This is a genomic window from Variovorax sp. J2L1-78 (assembly GCF_030317205.1).
GTDB classification, from domain to species: Bacteria; Pseudomonadota; Gammaproteobacteria; order Burkholderiales; family Burkholderiaceae_C; genus Variovorax; species Variovorax arabinosiphilus.
This window is the reverse complement of sequence record NZ_JASZYB010000003.1, coordinates 737,641-756,452: the sequence shown is the minus strand read 5'-3', so window position 1 is coordinate 756,452 and position 18,812 is coordinate 737,641. Positions and strand designations below refer to the sequence as shown.

Sequence of the window (18,812 nt, the reverse complement as noted above, 5' to 3'; positions counted from 1 at the left end):
GAAGCTGTGGCCTCCCTGCTCTGGTCACGCGGCGACCCCCTGACCGACTGGGCCGCGCTCGATACCCGCACCGAACGCGACACCGCGCTGCAGCGTCTGTGGCGCGGTTTCATGACGGCGCGCTGCTTCGTGGCCGCCGTGCTGCTGCTGCTGCAGTTCGTGACCTATGCCATCGGCCAGTCGGTGCACTGGATCGCGGTCGGCCTCTCGTCGGGCTACCTGATCGCGGCACTCCTGGGTGCGCGCTTCGCGCCCTTCCGTCCGCCGATCCGCAACTTCGGCACGGCCTGGGCGGTGACGATCGGCATCGACCTGGCGACCTTCACCGCCCTGCAGGTGCTGCAGGTCGGCAGCATCAACTACACGCCGCTGTTCGCGCTGCCGGTGCTGATGGGCGCGGTGCTCGGCACGGTCACCGTGGGCCTGGGCACCAGCGCGGCCGTCACGCTGCTCCTGCTGGCCGATGCGGGCTGGCGCTGGATCGATTCGTCGGGCGACGCCAGCGCGCGCTTCGTGCAGGCGGCGCTCACCGGCACCGGCCTGTTCGTCGTGGCGCTGCTGGCGCACGAACTCGCACGGCGCCTGGCGCGTGAAGAGGCGCTGGCGCAGCGCGGACGCAGCGCGGCGCAGATGCATGCGCAGGTGAACGATCTGGTGATCGAGACGCTGAGCGAAGGCGTACTGGTGATCGACGCCGACGGCCGGGTGCATGCCGCCAACCCGGCGGCCGACGTGATCCTCGGGCATGGCCTGGCGTCGATGACGCCGCCCTTCGTGCTGGCGTCGCAGCCGGCCTGGCGCCCACTGGCCGCGCTGGCCGGGCGAACCTTCTCGCGGCGAGCCGCGCAATCGCGCGAACTGCCCCTGGCGCAGGCCCAGGGGCCGGCACGCGAGGTGCGGGTGCGCACCCGGCTCACGCCGTCGAGCGACCGGCGCAACGACAGCCTGTGCGTGATGTTCCTGCAGGATCTGCGCGAGCTCGAGGCCCGCATCCGCACCGAGAAGCTGGCGGCGATGGGCCGCATGTCCGCGGCGGTGGCACACGAGATCCGCAACCCGCTGGCCGCGATCACGCAGGCCAGCGCGCTGCTCAGCGAAGACCTGACCGACCCGGCGCATCGCCAGCTCACCGCGATGGTCGAGCAGAACGCGCAGCGGCTGGCACGCATCGTCGACGACGTGCTCGACGTGGCGCGCGCGCGCCAGCAGCGCGTGCTGCCGCTGGACGAGCAGCTGTCGCTCGATCCGACGGTGCGCACGCTGGTCGACGAGTGGGTGCAGCAGACGCACCGCGGCGTGCAGGTGGTGCTCGAGGCCGGCGCGGTCGACGTGCGATTCGACGTCGAGCACCTGCGCCGCATCCTGGTGAACCTGCTGGACAACGCGGCGCGCTACGCCAGCGCAAGCGACGGCGCCATCCAGGTCCACACGCGCAACGGCACGGCCGGGCGCGCCAGCCTGCAGGTGTGGAGCGACGGCGCACCGCTCGACCCCGCGGTGCAGCGGCACCTGTTCGAACCCTTCTTCTCGTCGGAGAGCCGGTCGAGCGGCCTCGGCCTGTTCCTGTGCCGCGAACTCTGCGAACGGCACGGTGCCACCATGGGCTACGAGCGCTGCCTCGTCGCGCGCGGCAGTCCGGAAGGCAACGCCTTCTTCGTCCACTTCGCGGCCGCCGAAGGGCGGCTGACACAATAACGCCGTGAGCACTCCGAACCCGTCCGCGCCGCGCATTGCACAGATCCTGGTCGTCGACGACGAGCCCGACCTGCGCACCCTGTACGAACTGACGTTGCTGCGCGAGGGCTACCGCGTCGAAGCCGCCGGCAACGTGGCCGAGGCGGAAAAGCACCTGCAGGCCGAGCGCTTCGACGTGGTCATCACCGACATGCGCCTGCCGGACGGGCTGGGCATGGAAATTCTCCAGCGCATCCACCGCGAGCAGCGCAGCGAGCGATGCATCGTGATGACGGCCTACGGTTCTGCCGAGAACGCGGTCGAGGCGCTGAAGGCCGGCGCCTTCGACTACCTCACCAAGCCGGTCGACCTGAAGCAGTTCCGCGGTGTCGTGGCGTCGGCGGTGCAGGCACAGCTCGCGTCGGCACGCCCCAGTGCGCCGTCCACCGGCACCGTCGACCCCGCACGCAGCATCGAATCGACCGTCGGCGGGAACGGCAATGCCGCACTGGCCCGGCTGGTCGGCGACTCCGAGCCGATGCGCCTGGTCAAGTCGCGCATCGCCAAGGTGGCGCGCGGCATGGCGCCGGTGCTGGTGCGCGGCGAATCGGGCACCGGCAAGGAACTGGTCGCACGCGCCGTGCATGCCTGCAGCCAGCGCAGCGACGGCCCCTTCGTCGCCGTCAACTGCGGCGCCATTCCCGAGAACCTGCTCGAAGCGGAATTCTTCGGCGCGCGCAAGGGCTCGTACACCGGCTCCGCGGCCGACCGCGACGGCTACTTCCAGGCAGCCCGGGGCGGCACGCTGTTCCTCGACGAGATCGGCGACCTGCCACTGGCGATGCAGTCCAAGCTGCTGCGCGCCATCCAGGAGCGCAGCGTGCGGCCGATCGGCTCGACGCAGGAAGACGCCGTCGACGTGCGCATCGTCAGCGCCACCCACAAGGACCTGCAGGCCGAGGTGCAGACGGGCCGCTTCCGGCAGGATCTGTTCTACCGGCTCAACGTGATCGAGATCGCCGTGCCGGCCCTGCGCGACCGGCGCGAGGACCTGCCCGCGCTGTGCGCCGCGCTGCTCGCGCGCATCGCGCACGACGCGGGCATGGACGTGCCGGTGCTGTCGCCGGCGGTGATCGACAGCCTGGCCGCCCACCCGCTGCAGGGCAACGTGCGCGAACTCGAGAACCTGCTGCACCGCGCGGTGGCCCTCAACGACGGCGACGAACTGCACCTGGACTTCGAGCCGAGCAACATCGCACCGCTCGAGCGCGTGTCCGACCTCGCGCCGCTATCGATCGCTGCACCGCCCCCGGCACCACCGCCGCCACCGGCCGCGGCCTTGGCGGTTGCGCCGATACCCGCGCACGTGGACGCGCCACCGGCCGTGCCCGCCGACCTGCAGACCTACCTCGACCAGCAGGAGCGCGAGATCCTCGTGCGTGCCCTGCGCGAGAGCGGCTTCAACCGCACCGCCGCGGCCGCGCGGCTCGGCCTGAGCCTGCGGCAGATCCGCTACCGCATTGCGCGGCTGGGTATCGGCACGCCCAACGGCAACGACGACGCCGGCGGCGATGAGTGACGCTGGCCCAGCCACTTCAGACCTCTGGCAGGACGGCTGGCTGCGCAGCGCAAACCGTCTGCCCTCGCCGAATTTCGGCCCGCGGCCGCCGGGCGCGCACATCGACCTGATCGTGCTGCATTCCATCAGCCTGCCGCCCGGCCGGTATGGCGGCGACGAAGTGCAGCGGCTCTTCACCAACCGGCTCGACTGGGATGCGCATCCGTACTTCCAGCAGATCCGCGGCGCCGAAGTCTCGTCGCACTTCTATGTGCGGCGCGACGGCGCGCTCTGGCAGTTCGTGAGCTGCGACGCGCGCGCCTGGCACGCCGGCGCCTCGGCCTGGCGCGGCCGCGGCAACTGCAACGACGACTCCGTCGGCATCGAGCTCGAAGGCCTGGAAGGCCAGACCTTCGAGGCGGCGCAGTACGCCACCCTCGCCGCGCTCTGCCCGGCGATCGCGCAGCGCTACCCCATCGGCTTCGTCGCCGGCCACGAACACATCGCGCCGGGGCGCAAGCACGACCCCGGTGCGGGCTTCGAGTGGGCGCGCCTGCAGGCCGACACCGGGTGGCCGAGCGCGATGTTTCCGCCGCCGGTCTTGCCACAGACAGCGAACCGCTAAAAATTTTCAATCGAGGCTCGGCACCCGATGCCCGGCCGATCGACCAGTGCGCGGCGCCAAGTCATCGGCCGCCGTCCAGCAACCATGCGGCTTTCAAGCCCAAATCCGCCGGAAAAGTGCATGGCTGCTGGCTTCGTTCAGACTGATGCAGTCACCATGCGGCATGCGCCGGCCTCTGCGCCTTGTGTGACTTTTTTCACGGACATTGATCTTCGTGAAAAACACTACATCTAGTGATTGTGACCCCCCTACACACTAGATATAGTGTGCTGCCCGACCGGCATCCCCCGGTCGACCGCGCCGGACGCCGCTTCCGCCACGCGCCCCCAACAAGAATTTGCCAACCGAGGACCGAATGCAAACAGCTCTGAACACCCCGTCCACCACCTCTCGCGCAACGACCCCCTCGCCCACCGCCGGCGCGGCGGCCCGCGACAGCGCCGGCTCGCCTGCCGGCAGCGCCCTCGCGCACTACCAGATCATCCGCCGCAACGGCGCCGTGGTGCCCTTCGAGCCCAACAAGATCGCCATCGCGATGATGAAGGCCTTTCTCGCGGTGCACGGCACGCAGGGCGCGGCATCGGCCAGCGTGCGCGAAACGGTCGACACGCTGACGCAGGCCGTGGTGCGTGCCATGGTGCGTTCGCGTCCGGGTGGCGGCACCTTCCACATCGAAGACGTGCAGGACCAGGTCGAGCTCGGCCTGATGCGCGGCGGGCACCACGAGATCGCCCGCGCCTATGTGCTGTACCGCGAACGCCGCACGCAGGAGCGGTCCAAGCAGGTCGCGCAGGAAACGCCCGCGGCACCGACGCTGCACGTGCTGGACCGCGGCGAGCGCGTCGCCCTCGACCTGAACGAACTCAAGGGCCTGATCGAATCGGCCTGCGAAGGCCTCGGCGACAGCATCACGGCCGCCCCGATCCAGGCCGAGACGATGCGCAACCTGTACGACGGCGTGCCGCTCGACGAGGTCTACAAGGCGTCGATCCTGGCGGCCCGCACGCTGATCGAAAAGGATCCGGACTACACCTTCGCTACCGCGCGCCTGCTCCTGCACACGATCTTCAAGGAGATCATCGGCCGCGAAGTGATGCCCGCCGAACGTGCCCAGGCCTACACCGACTACTTCCCGCAATTCATCAAGAAGGGCGTCGACAACGACCTGCTCGACGAGAAGCTGCTGCAGTTCGACCTGCCGCGCCTGGGCGCAGCCCTGAAGGCCGAACGTGACAACCAGTTCGACTACCTCGGCCTGCAGACCCTGTACGACCGCTACTTCCTGCACGTGCGCAAGACGCGCATCGAGTTGCCGCAGGCCTTTTTCATGCGCGTGGCCATGGGCCTGTCGCTGGGCGAGATCGACCGCGAAGCGCGCGCCATCGAGTTCTACGAAGTGCTGTCGTCCTTCGACTTCATGTCGAGCACGCCCACGCTGTTCAACGCCGGCACACTGCGCTCGCAGCTGTCGAGCTGCTACCTCACGACCGTGCCCGACGACCTGGACGGTATCTACGAGTCGATCAAGGAAAACGCGCTGCTGTCGAAGTTCGCCGGCGGCCTGGGCAACGACTGGACCCGCGTGCGCGCCCTGGGCAGCCACATCAAGGGCACCAATGGCGAATCGCAAGGCGTCGTGCCGTTCCTGAAGGTCGTGAACGACACGGCCGTGGCCGTGAACCAGGGCGGCAAGCGCAAGGGCGCCGTCTGCACGTACCTGGAAACCTGGCACCTCGACATCGAGGAGTTCCTGGAACTGCGCAAGAACACCGGCGACGACCGCCGCCGCACGCACGACATGAACACCGCCAACTGGATCCCCGACCTCTTCATGCGTCGCGTGATGGAAAAGGGCAACTGGACGCTGTTCTCGCCGTCGAACGTGCCCGATCTGCACGACCTCTTCGGTGCCGACTTCGAAAAGGCCTACGTCGCCTACGAAGAGAAGGCTTCGCGCGGCGAGATCAAGCCTTCGCGCACGCTGCCTGCGGCCGACCTGTGGCGCAAGATGCTCACGATGCTGTTCGAGACCGGCCACCCGTGGATCACGTTCAAGGACGCCTGCAACGTGCGCTCGCCGCAGCAACACGCCGGCGTCGTGCACTCGTCGAACCTGTGCACCGAGATCACGCTGAACACCAGCGACACCGAAACCGCGGTGTGCAATCTCGGTTCGGTCAACCTGATCAACCACTTGAAAGACGTGGCCGGCGCCAAGGTGCTCGACCAGGACAAGCTCAAGAAGACGATCTCGACCGCGATGCGCATGCTCGACAACGTGATCGACATCAACTACTACGCGGTCAAGAAGGCGCGTGATTCGAACCTGCGCCACCGTCCGGTCGGCCTGGGCCTCATGGGCTTCCAGGACGCGCTGTACGAACTGCGCATTCCCTACGCCTCGCAGGAAGCGGTGCAGTTCGCCGACGAGTCGATGGAAGCCATCTGCTACCACGCCTACTGGGCGTCGACCGACCTCGCCAAGGAGCGTGGCAAGTACTCGAGCTACAAGGGCTCGCTGTGGGACAAAGGCATCCTGCCGATCGACACGCTGGACCTGCTCGAGAAGGCGCGGGGCGGCTACGTCGAGGTCGACCGCTCGGCCACGCTCGACTGGGACGCGCTGCGCCAGAAGATCAAGGCCGACGGCATGCGCAATTCGAACTGCGTGGCGATCGCACCGACCGCGACCATCTCGAACATCATCGGCGTCGACGCGTCCATCGAACCCTGCTTCGGCAACCTGTCGGTCAAGTCGAACCTGTCGGGCGAGTTCACCGTGATCAACCACTACCTGGTGCGCGACCTGAAGCGCCTGGGCCTGTGGGACGACGTGATGGTAATGGACCTGAAGCACTTCGATGGCTCGCTGCGTCCGATCGACCGCGTGCCGCAGGACGTGAAGGCGCTCTACGCCACCGCCTTCGAGGTCGAGACGACCTGGCTGGTCGAAGCGGCCGCACGTCGCCAGAAGTGGATCGACCAGGCGCAGTCACTCAACATCTACATGGCGGGCGCCTCGGGCAAGAAGCTGGACGACACCTACAAGCTCGCCTGGCTGCGCGGTCTGAAGACCACCTACTACCTGCGCACGCAGAGCGCGACGCACGCCGAGAAGTCGACCGTGCAATCGGGCCGACTCAACGCCGTGTCCTCGGGCGGCAGCAACGACGCGCCGAAGATGAGCGCGATCGAAGCCGCTGCTGCTGCAGCGCAAGCGCAGCTCAATGCGATGCCCGCCACCGACATCGCGTTCTGCGGTGTCGACGACCCGACGTGCGAAGCGTGCCAGTGATGTCAGCGTGATGCGAATGTGATTCGCGGCATCGCCCGACAAAATGCGATGCATGCGAACAACATAAGCAAGAGATAATTCGGGCGCGATGTGAGGCTGCACTTTGCAACTCGCATCGTTGCTCACATAATTTGAGCATTGGATTTTTCTATGTTGACCTGGGACGAAGAAGTCAAGCCATCCTTGCCAAAGGACATGCCACAAGGATTGCAGCACTCACCATCGCAAAGCGGCGCACCTGTCGCCCGCTCGATGGAATTCCCGACGCCGCAAACAGCCTCCACCGCCACGCCTGCGCCTCGCACGACGCTCGATGACGGCGCATCGGCACCGGTCCGCCAAGCTGCTCCAGCACCCGTCGCGCGCCGCGTGAACGCTGCGGACAAGCGCATCATCAACGGCCAGACCGACGTCAACCAGCTGGTGCCGTTCAAGTACAAGTGGGCCTGGGAAAAGTACCTCGCCACCTGCGCCAACCACTGGATGCCGCAGGAAGTGAACATGACGCGCGACATCGCGTTGTGGAAAGACCCAAACGGCCTGACCGAGGACGAGCGCCGCATCGTCAAGCGCAACCTCGGCTTCTTCGTGACCGCCGATTCGCTGGCCGCCAACAACATCGTGCTGGGCACCTACCGCCACATCACGGCGCCCGAGTGCCGCCAGTTCCTGCTGCGCCAGGCCTTCGAGGAAGCGATCCACACGCACGCCTACCAGTACATCGTCGAATCGCTCGGCCTGGACGAGAGCGAGATCTTCAACGCGTACAACGAGGTCGCCTCCATCCGCAACAAGGACGAGTTCCTGATCCCCTTCATCGAAGCGATCAGCGACCCGAACTTCAAGACCGGGACGCACGAAACCGACCAGACCCTGCTCAAGTCGCTGATCGTGTTCGCCTGCCTGATGGAAGGCCTGTTCTTCTACGTCGGTTTCACGCAGATCCTGGCGCTCGGCCGCCAGAACAAGATGACCGGCGCCGCCGAGCAGTACCAGTACATCCTGCGCGACGAGTCGATGCACTGCAATTTCGGCATCGACCTGATCAACCAGCTCAAGCTCGAGAATCCCAACCTTTGGACGGCAGAGTTCAAGGCGGAGATCAAGGCCCTCTTCCTGAAAGCCGTCGAGCTCGAATACCAATACGCCGAAGACACCATGCCCCGCGGTGTGCTCGGCATGAACGCCTCCATGTTCAAGGGCTACCTGCGGTACATCGCCAACCGGCGCGCACAGCAGATCGGCCTCGAGACGCTCTTCCCGAACGAAGAAAACCCCTTCCCCTGGATGAGCGAAATGATTGACCTGAAGAAAGAGCGCAATTTCTTCGAAACCCGCGTGATCGAATACCAGTCGGGTGGTGCGCTCTCCTGGGATTGAGCTTTTTAACGATAACAATCGATGGATTCAGGAATTGCCCTCGACATCGACCGTGCCACAGAGCGCGGCGGTGCAGAGGGCTCAGGTGTTCATGGTGCTGGGATGTGATGTCCAACGCCATGGATCGCTTCAAGCGCAACAGCGCGCGCGAAGTGCTTCAAAAGGTTGATTTTTCAACTTGACCAAGGAGAAAGAAATGGCAACTGCAAAGAAAGCGCCGGCGAAGAAAGCCGCAGCAAAGAAGGCTCCGGCAAAGAAGGTCGCTGCCAAGAAGGCACCGGCCAAGAAGGTCGCAGCGAAGAAGGCTCCGGCTAAGAAGGTCGCTGCCAAGAAGGTAGCCGCCAAGAAGGCGCCGGCCAAGAAGGTCGCAGCGAAGAAGGCTCCGGCCAAGAAGGTCGCTGCCAAGAAGGTAGCCGCCAAGAAGGCGCCTGCGAAGAAGGCTGCAGCCAAGAAGGCGCCGGCCAAGAAGGCCGCTGCCAAGAAGGCGCCTGCGAAGAAGGCCCCCGCGAAAAAGGCGGCGGCCAAGAAGCCCGCTGCCAAGAAAGCTGCGAAGAAGCCCGCTGCCAAGAAGGCCGCGAAAGCGCCCGCCAAGGCTGCCGCCGTAGCGCCTGCCCCTGCTGCGCAAACGACGCTGAATCCCCAGGCAGCTTGGCCGTTTCCGACGGCCAGCAAGCCCTGAGTTTCTCAGCGGCCTTGAAGGCAAAAGCCCGGTACCGCAAGGTGCCGGGCTTTTTTCATGCCGCCGGGCAGGACGGCAAGAAGATGCTCAAACGCCCAGCAGCTGCCGATCGAGCTGGTAATTCTGCGGTCCACGCTGCGCGATCTTGATCGCGCCGACGCGGTTGCCCAACGCCGCGCAATCCACCAGCGACCAGCCCTTCTCCAGCCCGAAGAGCAGCGCACCGCGCCATGCATCGCCGCAACCGGTCGGGTCGACCACCGCGTCCGGCGCTACGGCCGGCACATGCGTGCACTGGCCATCGACCCAGACATCACAACCATCGGCACCCAGCGTGACCACCAGTCCGCGCACGCGGCGCGAGATCTCGGCGTTGTCCCAGCCCGTGCGGTCGCTGAGCATCTTGCCTTCATAGTCGTTGACCGTGACCCAGTCCGCCTGCTCGATGAAGCGCGCGAGTTCGTCGCCGTTGAACATCGGCAGGCCCTGGCCCGGGTCGAACACGAAGGGGATACCGGCGACCTTGAACTGCTCGGCATGCTGCAGCATCGCATCGCGCCCGTCGGGCGAGATGATTCCCAGCTGGATGTCGTCCCGCGCCGTGATCCGGGTGGCGTGTGCCTGCTGCATCGCGCCCGGGTGAAAGGCCGTGATCTGGTTGTTGGCCAGGTCGGTGGTGATGAAGCACTGCGCCGTGTAGGTGTCGCCGATTTCGCGAATGAATTCGGTGCCGATGCCCAGGCCCTGCAGACGCGCGACGTAGTCGGCACCGTCGCTGCCGACGGCGGCCATCGGCAGCGCCGTGCCGCCCAGTGCGTTCAGGCTGTACGCGATGTTGCCGGCGCACCCGCCGAAGTCACGGCGCAGGCCGGGCACGAGGAAGGACACGTTCAGGATGTGCACCTGGTCCGGAAGGATCTGGTCGGCAAACCGTCCTTCGAAATTCATGATGGTGTCGAACGCGAGAGAACCGCAAATCAGGGCTGCCATAGGTGGGACCGTTGGTGGGGAAGGTAGGGATGAAGACGCGCCGGAACGCGACTAGGGATAGAAGGCATCGAGATGGAAACCGGCCACGCGCGGCAACGCGGCAGCGTCGCCACCCACGAGCGCCATCGGCAGCAGCGCGGTGCGCTCTCCGCGTGCGGCGATCACCGCCGGCGCGCCGTAGTCGGCAGGCCTGAGCACGCGGCGCACGACGGTGCGCTCCTGCAGGTCGATCAGCGACAGCTCGACCGCCGGCATGGCCAGCGGCAGATCGGCGCGATTGCGCAACGTGAAGCTCAATTGATAGCCCTCGCCGCCCTTCTCACGCACGAAGGAGGCCCCGTCGATGGTGATGTCCGCGATGCGCTGCAGCGCCGCCAGCTGGCAACCCAGCACTTCGCAGGCGCTGGCGAAGGCGGGCCGCCACGACGGCTGGCGGGCCACGATGGCACTGCGTTCCTGGTAGAGCATCTGCGCCACCAGGCCCAGCAGCGCGACGACCGACAGCATGCGCCAAGGCCAGCCCGGACGGAAACCGCGGCGGTGCGGCACATCGCCTGCGCGCGACACACGTCGCCTCGCGGCCGCGACCGGCAACTCGGACGCCGCCGGCGGTGGCTCCACCGGTTCGCTCGCCGTCATCACGACGGCGGCCGGCTGGCTGTCCCTGGCCTTGGCGCGCGACCGGGCGATCTTGGCGGACTTGACGCGCGCACGGCGCAACGCCTTCTGAAACTGCGCGTCGTCGGTGTCGGGCACGGCCGCTGGCACCGGTGCCTCTGCGCGCCGTGGCACGTCGCCCAGGTGCAGGGACGGCAGCCGCGACCAGGTGTCGATGGCTTGGGGCGCGGCAGACGACGACGTCGGCGCGTCATCGGCGGGAAACGCGATGACCGGCACGGGGGTGGTCGGCGCGTAACCGGTGAACGACGGCCAGCCGAGGGAGGGCGCCTCGAGCGTCACGGGCTGCGTGCGCGGCGGTTGCGGAATGTGGTCGGTGATGACCGTCGGCACCGATGTCGGGGCCGGCGCGTCGTCGTCGAACGACGGCGCGCCGCGCTGCAGGCGCGACAAGGCGTCGTTGAAGAAATCGATGTCGGCCAGGGTCGGCGTCGCCACGGGGCGCGGCGTCTCGGGCGCCGGCGCCGCGTCTGAGGCGGTCGACGCGGGCTCGGCATCGTCGCCCACGAACGCTGACGGTGCCGAAGCCTCCGGCGACGGCAGGGCCGGTCCACGCGACACATCATCGACGGTCGCGGCAGGCCCCCCATCGGGTGCCACCGCCTCGGTGTCGTGCAGATGTTCGGTGCCGTCGAACACATGGCTGCAACGCCCGCAGCGCACCCAACCGTCGGAGATGCGAAGCTGGTCCCGCACCACCTTGAACGTGGTGCCGCATTCGGGGCAGCGGGTGGCGAGACTCATGAGGCGTCGATTGTAGGGATCGGCCCTCGCCCAGGTCGGCGGGCCAGCGACGGCTACAGGCGCGCCGTCATGAGGATCCAGCCGTCCTCGGCATCGCTCACCTCGAGCGCCGCGTACGGTGCGTAGGCGTTCTTGAGTTCGTCGGCCTGGCGCTCGAGGATGCCGGCCAGCACCAGCGAACCGCCTGGCGCGACGTGCGCGCACAGCAGCGGCGCGAGCACCTTGAGCGGCGTGGCCAGGATGTTGGCCAGCACCACGTCGTAGCGGCCCTGCGCCGCATCGGGCAGGCCCGCGTTCAGCGTGACCGCGTTGGCGTCGGCATTGAGGCGCGTGGCCTCGACCGCCGACGGATCGATGTCGACCGCATCGATCGCCACCGCGCCGAACTTCGCCGCGCCGATCGCCAGGATGCCCGAGCCGCAGCCGTAGTCGAGCACGCGCGCCGGCGCGGCGGGCTGCAGCGTCGCGATCCATCGCAGGCACATGCGCGTGGTGGGATGCGTGCCGGTGCCGAAGGCCAGGCCCGGGTCGAGGCGGATGGTCTGCCGCGCCTGGGTCGGCGGTTCGTGCCAGGTCGGCACGATCCAGAACTCGGGCGTGATCTCGACCGGCGCGAACTGCGACTGCGTAAGCCGCACCCAGTCCTGCTCCGGCACGTCGGCCACGCCGACCACCTCGCAGCCGGCGAAGAAGTCCTGCGCCGACAGCAGCGTGGCCGCCTCGCGCGCAGCGCCTTCATCGGGGAACAGTGCGATCACGCGCGAACGTTGCCAGCCGTCTTTCGGCGGCGGCATGCCGGGCTCGCCGAAAAGCGCCTGCTCGGCGTCGGTCTGCGCGTCGGCGTCTTCGACGGACACGCTCAGGGCCTCGAGGGCATCGAGCGCATCGCTCAGGTCTTCGACGCGTTCTTCCGGCGCCAGCAGGCGAAGCTCAAACACGGCGCATCACCGGGCTCGCGCCGCGAGCCACTCTTCGAGGTAGTGGATGTTGGTGCCACCGGCCATGAACTTGGCGTCGACCATCAGCTCACGGTGCAGCGGGATGTTGGTCTGGATGCCTTCGATCACGGTCTCGTTGAGCGCCGTGCGCATGCGCGCCATCGCCTGCTCGCGCGTGTCGCCGTGCACGATGATCTTGCCGATCATCGAGTCGTAGTTCGGCGGCACGAAGTAGTTGGTGTACACGTGCGAATCGACGCGCACGCCCGGCCCGCCCGGCGGGTGCCACATCGTGATGCGGCCCGGCGACGGCGTGAACTTGTAGGCGTCTTCGGCGTTGATGCGGCATTCGATCGAATGGCCGCGCATCTCGATCTGGCGCTGCGTGAACGGGAGCTTCTCGCCCGCGGCCACCATGATCTGCGTCTTCACGATGTCGATGCCGGTGGTGAATTCCGTCACCGGGTGCTCGACCTGCACCCGCGTGTTCATCTCGATGAAGTAGAACTCGCCGTTCTCGTAGAGGAACTCGAAGGTGCCCGCGCCGCGGTAGCCGATCTTCTTGCAGGCCGCGACACACCGCTCGCCGATCTTCTCGATCAGCTTGCGCGCGATGCCCGGCGCCGGCGATTCCTCGATGACCTTCTGGTGGCGCCGCTGCATGGAGCAGTCGCGTTCGCCCAGGTACACCGCGTTCTTGTGCTTGTCGGCGAGAATCTGGATCTCGATGTGGCGCGGGTTCTGGAGGAACTTCTCCATGTACACGGCCGCATTGTTGAAGGCGGCCCCGGCTTCCGCCTTGGTCATCTGGATCGCATTGACCAGCGCCGCCTCGGTGTGCACCACGCGCATGCCGCGGCCACCGCCGCCGCCCGCGGCCTTGATGATGACCGGGTAGCCGATGGCACGCGCGATACGCTTGTTGGTCGCGGCGTCGTCCGACAGTTCGCCTTCCGAGCCCGGCACGCAGGGCACCCCGGCCTTGATCATCGCCTGCTTGGCCGACACCTTGTCGCCCATGATGCGGATCGACTCGGGCGTGGGGCCGATGAACTGGAACCCGCTCTGCTCGACACGTTCGGCGAAGTTCGCGTTCTCGCTGAGGAAGCCGTAGCCGGGGTGGATCGCCTCCGCATCGGTCACTTCGGCCGCCGAGATGATCGCCGGCATGTTGAGGTAGCTCTGCGCCGACGGTGCCGGGCCGATGCACACCGCCTCCTGCGCCAGTTTGACGTACTTGGCGTCACGGTCGGCTTCCGAATAGACCATCACGGCCTTGATGCCGAGTTCGCTGCAGGCCCGTTGGATTCGAAGTGCGATCTCGCCGCGATTGGCAACCAGAATCTTCTTGAACATGGTCACGCGATGATGAACAGCGGTTGGCCGTATTCGACGGCCTGGCCGTTCTCGCCGAGGATCTGGGTGACGGTGCCGGACTTGTCGGCCTCGATCTCGTTGAGGATCTTCATCGCCTCGATGATGCAGAGCGTGTCGCCCTCCTTCACCTGGGCACCGATTTCCACGAAGGCCGGCGCGCCGGGGCTCGAGGAGCGGTAGAAGGTGCCGACCATGGGCGACTTCACGGTGTGGCCGGTCGCCACCGGTGCGGCGACAGGTTCCGGCACCGCCGCGACCGCGGGCGCAGCGACCGCAGCCGCAGGCGCAGCCACCGACTGAACGTATTGCACCGGTGCCGCTTCACCGGCCTTGACGATGCGGACCTTGCCTTCGGCTTCGGTGATTTCCAGTTCGGAAATATTCGATTCAGACACCAGATCGATCAGTGTCTTCAACTTGCGCAGATCCATGGGACTCCATTGCCGGCTGTGCCGGTCGTTCCGGATTGAACTCACCTGAAAATCGGCTTATTTCGGCGTTCATGCGCCAAGTGCCGGGTTGTATCGGCGAGATTCTAACTGTGAAGTTCTGCGCGCTGCCAAGCATCCAGGTCGGCAGGCAGCAACTGGCCCATCTTGCGGGCGGCCACGCTGCCATTGGCTGCTAAAACCAACGTAAAAGGCAGGCCACCGCCGGTATTTCCCAGTTCTCGAACCAGTTCGGTGCCGTCGAGCCCGGTGATGCCGATGGGAAAAGTCACGGGCGTGCGTGCCAGGAACTTCTTCACCGCCTCGGGCCGATCGATCGCCAAGCCTACCACTTGCCAGCCATTGGCCCGCTGATCGCGGTAGAAGCGGTCGACCATCGGCAGTTCCTCGATGCAGGGCGGGCACCAGGTGGCCCAGAAGTTCAGCAGCAGCGGCTTGCCCTTGAGCGACGCCATCTGAAGAGAGGAACCATCCGGCTGCTCGAAGCGCGACGCCCAGAAGCTGGCGGACAACTGCTCACCCGCAGCCTGCGTCGGTGCCGCATGGCGCCACCAGGCCGCTCCCCCCCCAGCCACGGCCGCCGCGGCAGCCACGCCACCCAGCATCCAGGTGCGTCGTGTCGAGGGCGACGTCATGCCGTGTCCTTTTCCATCAGCCGGCGCAGTGCCTGCAGATCACCACGGGGCGTGCGCCCTTGCGAATCGGGCTTGAGCGCGCCGCGCAGGTCGTCGAGGTCGTACACCAGGAGATGCACGCCGATTTCCTCGCCGAGCGCGCGGCTCATCGCGTGGACGCTCAAGGCCTCCACCTGTTCGCCGTGGAAGCCGGTCACCATGCGCGGCTCGTAGTCGACGTGATGGTCGATCAGTGCGATCTCGGCCGACTTGCAGTCGTCGCAGAACAGCTGGATGTAGACGTCCGACAGCCGGGTCGCGGTGCCGTGCCACACGGAGCCCCCTACATGCGGGCGGAAGACGGCCATGCGCTCCATCCATTCCAGCGCAAGCTGGCGCAGTGCGTGCAGCTCTCTGGGTTGGGTGTCGGCACAGAACAGCGCGATGTACTCGCGCACCTCGGCCTCGACCTCGTCGTTGTGCGGCAACGCCGTGCGCGCCGACAGGCCCAGGTCGCGCAGGGCGCGGCGCTTGGCCGGGCCGTACTCCAGCCCCTCCTCGACCACGAGGCGGGCGGCTGTGGCAGCGATTTCGCGCTTCGACGTGTCCATCCGGGCATTCTGCCCGCACTGCAGCATTCCATGGAAGTTCCTCCGACGAGCATCCCTAGAATCGACCTGATGCACATTCACATCCTCGGCATCTGCGGCACCTTCATGGGCGGCGTCGCCGCACTGGCGCGCGAAGCCGGCCACCGGGTGACGGGCTGCGACGCCGGCGTCTACCCCCCCATGAGCGACCAGCTGCGCGCGCTCGGCATCGACCTCATCGAAGGCTTCGGTACGGACCAGATGGCGCTGGCGCCCGACATGTTCGTCGTCGGCAACGTGGTCTCGCGCGCCCGGTTGCCCGACGGCGCGCCGAAGTTTCCCCTGATGGAAGCCATCCTCGACGCCGGCGCGCCCTACACCAGCGGGCCGCAGTGGCTGGCCGAGCACGTGCTGCAGGGCCGGCATGTGCTGGCCGTGGCGGGCACGCACGGCAAGACGACGACCACCTCGATGCTGGCATGGGTCCTGGAACGCGCGGGCCGGGCGCCCGGTTTCCTGGTGGGCGGCGTGCCGCTCGATTTCGGCGCGTCGGCGCGGCTCGGCCAGGGCCCCGCCTTCGTCATCGAGGCCGACGAGTACGACACCGCTTTCTTCGACAAGCGCAGCAAGTTCGTCCACTACCGGCCGCGCACCGCGATCCTGAACAACCTCGAGTTCGATCACGCGGACATCTTCGACGACCTCGCAGCCATCGAGCGGCAGTTCCATCACCTGGTGCGGACCGTACCCCGCACTGGCCGCGTGATCGTGAACGCCAGAGAGGAAAGCCTGCAGCGCGTGCTGGCGCAGGGCTGCTGGAGCGAAGTGAGCGGCTTCGGTGCCGAGGGCGCCCACGCGGACTGGCAGGCCCACGGCGCGCACGACGCTTTCGACGTGCTACGCCGAGGCGCCGTGGTCGGCCGCGTCGAATGGGCCCTGTCGGGTGAGCACAACCAGATGAATGCGCTGGCCGCCATCGCCGCCGCCGACCACGTGGGTGTGCCGCCAGCCGAGGCCGCCGCTGCGCTCGGCAACTTCCGCAACGTGCGCCGGCGCATGGAGCTGCGCGGCACGGTCGAGCGCGACGGCGGCGCGGTCACCGTCTACGACGATTTCGCGCACCATCCCACCGCCATCCGCACCACGATCGACGGCCTGCGCCGCAAGCTGGACGGCGAGGGACGGCGTGGCGACCGCATCCTGGCGGTCTTCGAGCCGCGCAGCAACACCATGAAGCTGGGCACCATGGCCGCGCAACTGCCGTGGAGCCTGGAGGCGGCGGACCTGTCGTTCTGCCACAGCGGCGGTCTGGGCTGGGATGCGGCATCGGCCCTCGCGCCGATGGGCGACCGGGCGCGCGTGGTCGACGGCATCGAACCGCTGGTGGTGCAGGTCGCGACCGCAGCGCGGGCGGGCGATCACATCGTCTGCATGAGCAACGGCGGCTTCGGCGGCGTGCACGACAAGCTGCTGGCCGCGCTGCGCGCCCGGGACCGAACATGACGCGGGTGCGGCAACTCATCGAGACCCTCGAATTGCAGCCGCATCCGGAAGGCGGCTGGTACCGGGAGGTGTTCCGCTCGGTCGCGCACGTCACGCCTGCCGATGGCCGACCCGCGCGCTCCGCGATGACGAGCATCTATTTCCTGCTCGAAACCGGCCAGCATTCGCGCTGGCACCGCGTCGTGTCCGACGAGGTGTGGGTGTATCTGGAAGGCGCGCCCCTGACCCTGTGGACCGCCGACGCGGCATGGCGCACCGCGCCGGCGCACACGCGGCTCGGGCCGGTCGATGCGCATGGCACACGCCCCCAGCATGTGGTGCCGGCCGGCCAGTGGCAGGCGGCCGAGCCGATCGCCACGCACACCAGCGGCGACTACGCGCTGGCCGCCTGCATGGTCGGCCCGGGCTTCGACTTCGCCGATTTCTCGCTGATGCCCGATGGCAGCGACGAGGCCGCGCTCCTGCGGCACCACTGGCCCGAACTCGCCCGGCTCATCTGAGCGAGCATCGCGCCGAGAGCGATCAACCCCGGCGGCGCTTCACCGCCTGCGACAGCGTGTCGAGCACGGCGGTGGAATCGTCCCAGCCCAGGCAGGCGTCGGTGATGCTCTGCCCGTAGGCCAGATTGCCGATCGCGTCCTGGCCCGGCGTGAACTTCTGGGCGCCGGCGCTCAAGTGGCTTTCGACCATCACGCCGAACACGTTGCGGCTGCCGCCGGCGATCTGACCCGCGATGTCCTGCGCCACCTCGATCTGCTTCTGGTGCTGCTTGGAGCTGTTGGCGTGGCTGCAGTCGACCATCAAGGTCGGCGGCAGCTTGGCGGCCTCCAGATCGCGACAGGCGGCCGCCACGCTTGCGGCGTCGTAGTTGGGCGCCTTGCCGCCACGCAGGATCACATGGCAGTCCTTGTTGCCGTTGGTCTGCACGATCGCGACCTGGCCGTTCTTGTGGACCGACAGGAAATGGTGGCCGCGCGCCGCCGCCTGGATGGCATCGGTGGCGATGCGGATGTTGCCGTCGGTGCCGTTCTTGAAGCCGATCGGCGCCGAGATGCCCGAGGCGAGTTCGCGGTGCACCTGGCTTTCGGTGGTGCGCGCGCCGATCGCGCCCCAGCTGATCAGGTCGCCGATGTACTGCGGCGAGATCACGTCGAGGAACTCGCTGCCGGCCGGCAGGCCGATGCGGTTGATGTCGATCAGCAGCTGGCGCGCGATGCGCAGACCTTCGTCGATGCGGAAGCTCTCGTCCAGGTACGGGTCGTTGATCAGCCCCTTCCAGCCGACGGTGGTGCGCGGCTTCTCGAAGTACACGCGCATCACGATCTCCAGCGAATCGGCGTACTTGTCGCGCTGCACCTTGAGGCGGCGGGCGTACTCCAGCGCGGCCGCCGGGTCGTGGATCGAACACGGCCCCATCACCACCAGCAGCCGGTCGTCGCTGCCGGCCATGATGTTGTGGATGTTGCGGCGGGTGCCGGTGATCAGCGTCTCCACGGCGGTGCCGCGGATCGGGAAGAAGCGGATCAGATGTTCAGGAGGGGGAAGCACGTTGATGTCCTTGATGCGTTCGTCGTCGGTTTCGCTGGTTTTTTCGACGCGCGCATACCAGCTGTCGCTGGTGGGGGCGGAGGGATGGGTCATCGTGCGGCTCCTGGGTCTAGGGTTCGGGGATCAAAAGGGCATAAAAAAACCGCCGGGGCGTGAGCGCCGGCGGTCTT

The 18,812-nt window shown here is 67.3% G+C and carries 16 protein-coding genes; 8 read left to right on the top strand and 8 right to left on the bottom strand.

The annotated features are described in order from the left end of the window. Positions 1-6 precede the first annotated feature (6 nt). The 6 genes from QTH86_RS22035 to QTH86_RS22010 all read left to right on the top strand — a co-directional run bounded on the left by QTH86_RS22035 (position 7) and on the right by QTH86_RS22010 (position 9,211). The gene (locus tag QTH86_RS22035; RefSeq protein WP_286648285.1) at positions 7-1,695 is read left to right on the top strand and encodes a two-component system sensor histidine kinase NtrB; all 1,689 of its coding nucleotides are present in this window, start codon (positions 7-9) and stop codon (positions 1,693-1,695) included. A 4-nt stretch (positions 1,696-1,699) separates the two neighbouring features. Beyond that, positions 1,700-3,253: a sigma-54-dependent transcriptional regulator gene (locus QTH86_RS22030; RefSeq protein WP_286648284.1), complete on the top strand. Its 1,554-nt coding sequence runs from the start codon at positions 1,700-1,702 to the stop codon at positions 3,251-3,253. Beyond that, positions 3,246-3,857: a 1,6-anhydro-N-acetylmuramyl-L-alanine amidase AmpD gene (gene ampD / locus QTH86_RS22025; RefSeq protein ID WP_286648283.1), complete on the top strand. Its 612-nt coding sequence runs from the start codon at positions 3,246-3,248 to the stop codon at positions 3,855-3,857. Before QTH86_RS22030 ends, ampD begins: the two co-directional genes overlap by 8 nt. Positions 3,858-4,212: 355 nt before the next feature. Next, entirely contained in the window at positions 4,213-7,152 is a 2,940-nt protein-coding gene (locus tag QTH86_RS22020; protein WP_286648282.1) for a ribonucleoside-diphosphate reductase subunit alpha, read from the top strand. Positions 7,153-7,302: 150 nt separating this feature from the next. Further along, complete coding sequence (locus QTH86_RS22015) at positions 7,303-8,532, top strand: ribonucleotide-diphosphate reductase subunit beta (RefSeq protein WP_286648281.1); 1,230 nt, start codon at positions 7,303-7,305, stop codon at positions 8,530-8,532. Between the two features lie 196 nt (positions 8,533-8,728). Further along, entirely contained in the window at positions 8,729-9,211 is a 483-nt protein-coding gene (locus QTH86_RS22010) for a histone H1-like DNA-binding protein (RefSeq protein ID WP_286648415.1), read from the top strand. Between the two features lie 87 nt (positions 9,212-9,298). On the opposite strand, the gene QTH86_RS22005 is transcribed toward QTH86_RS22010, so the two are convergent. From QTH86_RS22005 to QTH86_RS21975, 7 genes are all read right to left on the bottom strand, one after another. Continuing rightward, positions 9,299-10,201 (bottom strand): carbohydrate kinase family protein, encoded by a 903-nt coding sequence (locus QTH86_RS22005; RefSeq protein WP_286648280.1) that lies wholly within the window; start codon positions 10,199-10,201, stop codon positions 9,299-9,301. A gap of 51 nt (positions 10,202-10,252) precedes the next feature. After that, positions 10,253-11,623 (bottom strand): DUF3426 domain-containing protein, encoded by a 1,371-nt coding sequence (locus tag QTH86_RS22000; protein WP_286648279.1) that lies wholly within the window; start codon positions 11,621-11,623, stop codon positions 10,253-10,255. 53 nt (positions 11,624-11,676) lie between these two features. Next, complete coding sequence (gene prmA, locus QTH86_RS21995) at positions 11,677-12,561, bottom strand: 50S ribosomal protein L11 methyltransferase (RefSeq protein ID WP_286648278.1); 885 nt, start codon at positions 12,559-12,561, stop codon at positions 11,677-11,679. A 6-nt stretch (positions 12,562-12,567) separates the two neighbouring features. Continuing rightward, entirely contained in the window at positions 12,568-13,917 is a 1,350-nt protein-coding gene (gene accC, locus QTH86_RS21990) for an acetyl-CoA carboxylase biotin carboxylase subunit (protein ID WP_286648277.1), read from the bottom strand. Between the two features lie 2 nt (positions 13,918-13,919). Beyond that, entirely contained in the window at positions 13,920-14,369 is a 450-nt protein-coding gene (gene accB, locus QTH86_RS21985; protein ID WP_286648276.1) for an acetyl-CoA carboxylase biotin carboxyl carrier protein, read from the bottom strand. 104 nt (positions 14,370-14,473) lie between these two features. Further along, the gene (locus tag QTH86_RS21980) at positions 14,474-15,022 is read right to left on the bottom strand and encodes a TlpA family protein disulfide reductase (RefSeq protein WP_286648275.1); all 549 of its coding nucleotides are present in this window, start codon (positions 15,020-15,022) and stop codon (positions 14,474-14,476) included. Beyond that, positions 15,019-15,612, bottom strand: coding sequence for a hypothetical protein (locus QTH86_RS21975; protein WP_286648274.1), 594 nt, complete (start codon positions 15,610-15,612; stop codon positions 15,019-15,021). Before QTH86_RS21975 ends, QTH86_RS21980 begins: the two co-directional genes overlap by 4 nt. 69 nt (positions 15,613-15,681) lie before the next feature. Between QTH86_RS21975 and mpl the strand changes: the two genes are divergently transcribed. Both mpl and QTH86_RS21965 read left to right on the top strand, forming a co-directional pair. Beyond that, entirely contained in the window at positions 15,682-17,094 is a 1,413-nt protein-coding gene (gene mpl, locus QTH86_RS21970; RefSeq protein ID WP_286648273.1) for a UDP-N-acetylmuramate:L-alanyl-gamma-D-glutamyl-meso-diaminopimelate ligase, read from the top strand. Then, the gene (locus QTH86_RS21965; protein WP_286648272.1) at positions 17,091-17,594 is read left to right on the top strand and encodes a cupin domain-containing protein; all 504 of its coding nucleotides are present in this window, start codon (positions 17,091-17,093) and stop codon (positions 17,592-17,594) included. Before mpl ends, QTH86_RS21965 begins: the two co-directional genes overlap by 4 nt. 22 nt (positions 17,595-17,616) lie before the next feature. Here the strand turns inward: QTH86_RS21965 and QTH86_RS21960 are convergent, their stop codons facing one another. Beyond that, complete coding sequence (locus QTH86_RS21960) at positions 17,617-18,735, bottom strand: 3-deoxy-7-phosphoheptulonate synthase (RefSeq protein WP_286648271.1); 1,119 nt, start codon at positions 18,733-18,735, stop codon at positions 17,617-17,619. Positions 18,736-18,812 lie beyond the last annotated feature (77 nt).